The following is a 3,789-nucleotide window of genomic DNA, read 5'->3' on the forward strand; positions in this document are numbered from 1 at the left end:
TTCATCATATCGCCAAGCTCCTGATCCGACCGTTTCGCAGTTACCATACAGCAGGTCACCACGACTCCGAAACAACCTCCACACATCAATGCGATCATAATCATGACTCCGTCTCTTAACATAGCTTATCCTTCCTTTCCATGTTCATTTTGTATTCGGGGGATTGGGGTTCTCCCCAAAGTGCGTTTGGATATCCAAACGCTATGCTTGCAATACGAGTACCACCAGTTTCTGTAGCACTGGATTGACTCGATTCTGATTTATTTTGATTCTTTTATCTGTACCAGTCCATCAAGTGTCGTACAAATGATATGGAGTCTGTCTGCCATACTGATTTCGGTATTCATTGTTCCTGTCACTTCTTTTCCACATACGACTACCATCCGGCATCTCCGTAAAAGGATATGTGACATTCTTCCATATCCCTGCATATCTTCTGCATCGGACTCTTCCAAGAATGGTGAGAATACAAATCTCGGACAGATTGGTACATACCCAAGTTCATAGATTTTTCTGCAATATTTCTGCACTTTTACCCGGCTTTCTTCTGCTGAACAGCACACATAAGCCAGCGCCTGTTCCATACGCTCCATCTCCTTCCTGCATCCAGTTGGATGCCACTGCTTTTTCTCTATAAAAACAAGATGTCCTATTGGACATCCCGACTACTTTTCATCCTCTTTCTGCTCTGCTTCTAATGCAATTCTCACTCTGTCACTTCCCAGTTTGTAGTAGGCATCTGTTACCTCAATTCCCACTGCACGATAACCTGTCACAACCGCTGCAAGGACAGTCGTTCCTGCTCCGGCAAACGGGTCCAGGATCAGACCTCCCGGTTCGCAAATCTGAATGACATCTTTCATAAGCTGCAATGGTTTCTCTGTCACATGAATCCGGTTCTGCGGATTTCCATATCGGAAAACACCCGGCAGACAAGATACCGGACGGTTGATCGGCATCGGTCCGTTACTGCCCCACACAATGTATTCAGCCTGCTGGCGGAAACGGCCTTTCTGTGGACGGGAGTTTCCCTTATCCCACACCGCTGTTCCTCGCCAGATCCATCCTGCCCACTGCAATGCATCGGTAATCGATGGATACTGACGCCAGTCAATGAACAGGCAGATCGGAGCACCTTTCTTACAGGCTTTCCGCACATCATAAAGCCACTCAGCCATCCAGTGTGTCCAAGATCTCTGGTCTTTATTATCTCCATCGAAATCCGGAAGTGCATTCGCAGCACTCATACTGCTGTATTTCTGGTTTGTAGTACGATTTCTTTCATTCTGCTTTGTTCCACCGGACGCATACGGTGGATCGGTAATGACTGCATCAAAGATTCCCGGCTGGAATGCTTTGACCAGTTTTAATGTATCTCCATGTAATATTCTCCAGTTTTCCCCTTCGGCATATTCCTCTGGGTATGTTCCCTCTTTCATAAGTTCTTCCAAACTCAGGCCATTTGTCATAGGCATCATCCTTTCTTTTCTCAGCGTTCCAGCTGATTTTTCTTCTTTGTCTTTTTATTTTCTTTTGGTGGTGGACTCAACTCGGTTTCCACATATTCACTGATAATCAAAAGTGCTTTGTAATAGTCCCCACTTTCCAATACCCTTTTACACATTTCTTTTGCTTCTACTGTCTGTTTATTCTTTTTCAAAAGAGTTGAGGCATCGCCCATAATGGAAAAAATATTCCCATTATGTCCAAGGAGCTGTAACTTGGGACGTTGTTTCTCAGGCTTTGTCGGAATCTGCTCTGTTTTCTTCTCATACATTTTCGGCTGTTCTATATCAGGATGCCAAAAATGCACATTCAGCGTTCCTCCATCTACCTTGATATCCCTCTGCTCAAATCCTTCACCCCAACCGTCACTGTACTGTCCTGTAATGTATTCAGTGAATTCCTGTAGTTCTTCCTGACTTAAAAGTTCATTTAATTCCAGTTTGGTACATCCGTACAGGATTCCGTCTTTGTTTTCTATCGTAACAACTGCACTTTGTATCTTTCCCTGAATGGACTCACTTCCGTCAAAATACTGCATGAGATCATCTTCCCCATAGCGTTCCAGTTCTTCTCGGATAGCATCTTCATAATCGGCAAGTTCTGTTCCATCTAACGGCATTCCATATTCATCACTCTCCGACCAATCTTCTTCCCATTCGGATTCTTCTGAATAAAGATTTCCAGTCAGCTCTGTCAACAGATGTATGTGTATCGTTCCTTTTTCTTCCATTCTCTATCACCTTCTTTCTAATGGTCTGTCCCTGCATTTATTTGCCTGCTTTTTTTCTTTCGCAAGGTCTGCATAATCTGCCCCTTCTTTTTCCGGCAGATTGCAAATAATCTGATACGTTCCCTCGTAATGCTTTTTCATCTGTTCTTTTGCCCATCTCCCGGCAAAATCATTATCAGTACAGATTTCAATTTCTTTGATTTCCGGGTGGTTCTTCAGGAACTCTTCCAGTACGTCCGGTGGCTTTTTAAAACGTTCGCTCTGTATCTGTACATTTTCTTTCGGAGCAGCGATTCCCCCAAGGGAAAGCCGGTATTTATCCTGCTTTCCCTCTTCCAGTGTCATATGTGCCAGTGCATCAATACAAGCTTCGTAAACAGCAACCCGATTCGTTTCTTTTCTCGGAGGAATACAAAAACTGTACTTTTTTTCACTTCCTGCCTGTTCCATCTTGAATCCTTTTCCATTTTTTTCATAGATCCCCCGCAGGAAGGCATATCTCGCTTTTCCAGATTCATCTTTCCCGACAAAAACAGCATTATGGTACGGAACACTTTCATAAAGGATTTCCTGTGAAATACAATATGTGATCACTTCATCGCTGATCCCTCTGTGGTTTAAGTAAGCCCTGATTCGTCTGCAATTACAATATCTCTCCGGCAGTTTAAATGGTGGTTTTTCTTTTTCAACTGACTGTGTCGGAAGAAAAGACGGACGTTCTTCACACAACAGCTTTACGGCATCTGTAAATTTCATCCCATCCACTTCTATGAGGAAACGCAGTGCAGACACGCCACCGATATCTCTGGACTTCCAATGCCATTTACTGGACAGTTCATTGATTTTAAAACTGTCGTGGTCTGTCAACTGCCATTCATTTCTGGTTCTTGTCTTTTGCAGTCTCTGTGCCTGATGCGTTCGTAAATACTCATACGCAGTCATGTTCTTTGCTGCCTGAATCTCCTCTTCCGTTACCCAGGGCATTACAGAATGGTATCCTGAAGAGCCAGTACCTTATCAGTTCGCTCCCAAGGAAACTCCTTTCTTCCAAAGTGTCCAAAAACTGCCGTCTGCCGGAAAATCGGACGGTTCAGTCTAAGAGATTCCATGATCTGGACGGGTGTCACTCCAAACACCAGTGGGATTGCTGCCGCCAGACAATCATCCGCACACACTTTTCCTGTACCAAAGGTGTCTACCTCAATCATAACCGGCTCTGCTACTCCGATTGCATAAGCCAAAGACACCTGACACTTGCTTGCAAACTCAGCAGCTACTATATTCTTGGCGATATACCTTGCCATATAAGCTGCCGAACGGTCTACTTTCGAACAGTCTTTTCCCGAAAATGCACCGCCGCCATGCGGAACCATACTGCCATAAGTATCCACCATCAGCTTTCTTCCGGTCAGTCCGGTATCTGCATCAAATCCTCCGCACACAAATTTTCCTGACGGATTGATCAGAATCTTCGTATCCTCATCCGGCGGCAGTAATCTGAGTGCTGAGCGAAGCACTTTCTCCCTGATCTCGGTCTCTAGCTTCTTCAGACT

5 protein-coding genes are annotated in these 3,789 nt (G+C 44.6%); all 5 read right to left on the reverse strand.

Annotated features, from left to right (window positions below):
- Positions 1–260 precede the first annotated feature (260 nt).
- Positions 261–584: a DUF7768 domain-containing protein gene (locus tag DXC04_RS15170; protein WP_015513330.1), complete on the reverse strand. Its 324-nt coding sequence runs from the start codon at positions 582–584 to the stop codon at positions 261–263.
- A gap of 81 nt (positions 585–665) precedes the next feature.
- On the reverse strand, positions 666–1,469 hold the full coding sequence (locus DXC04_RS15175; protein ID WP_015513329.1) for a DNA-methyltransferase: 804 nt from the start codon (positions 1,467–1,469) through the stop codon (positions 666–668).
- A 20-nt stretch (positions 1,470–1,489) separates the two neighbouring features.
- Positions 1,490–2,236, reverse strand: a complete 747-nt coding sequence (locus DXC04_RS15180) for a hypothetical protein (protein WP_118661321.1) — start codon at positions 2,234–2,236, stop codon at positions 1,490–1,492.
- 6 nt (positions 2,237–2,242) lie between these two features.
- Positions 2,243–3,220 (reverse strand): DUF3991 and TOPRIM domain-containing protein, encoded by a 978-nt coding sequence (locus tag DXC04_RS15185; RefSeq protein WP_118661322.1) that lies wholly within the window; start codon positions 3,218–3,220, stop codon positions 2,243–2,245.
- Positions 3,220–3,789: methionine adenosyltransferase domain-containing protein (locus tag DXC04_RS15190; RefSeq protein WP_147366252.1), on the reverse strand; the 570-nt coding region annotated here is incomplete at its 5' end. The genes DXC04_RS15185 and DXC04_RS15190, both read right to left, overlap by 1 nt.

The sequence above is a fragment of the Dorea sp. OM07-5 genome (genome assembly GCF_003481355.1).
Taxonomy (GTDB): domain Bacteria; phylum Bacillota; class Clostridia; order Lachnospirales; family Lachnospiraceae; genus Dorea_D; species Dorea_D hominis.